General features: G+C 41.3%; 1 pseudogene. It reads left to right on the forward strand.

Annotation, left to right across the window (positions count from 1 at the left end):
* A pseudogene (locus tag SB717_RS38465) lies at positions 1-247 on the forward strand (PLP-dependent aminotransferase family protein); the annotation flags it as partial.

The following is a 247-nucleotide window of genomic DNA, read 5'->3' on the forward strand; positions in this document are numbered from 1 at the left end:
TAGCTGTCGGGGCATGTAACCAGTACATTCCTTTCAAAAGAATGACTGGAGATGGTGGACTGCATTTATTTATAGAGCTAGAAGAGCATATGAACGCCCGCACACTTTTACAAAAGTGTTATGAGAAAGGCGTTACGTTTTCACCTGGAGATGTTTTTTACTCTGATGGAGAAGGAGCGAACACTTTCCGATTAGGGTTTTCGCGCTTGACAGAAGAAGAAATAGTTCGGGGAATTAAAATAATTGG

It is taken from the genome of Priestia sp. SIMBA_032 (assembly GCF_046535215.1).
In the GTDB taxonomy this organism is placed as follows: domain Bacteria; phylum Bacillota; class Bacilli; order Bacillales; family Bacillaceae_H; genus Priestia; species Priestia aryabhattai.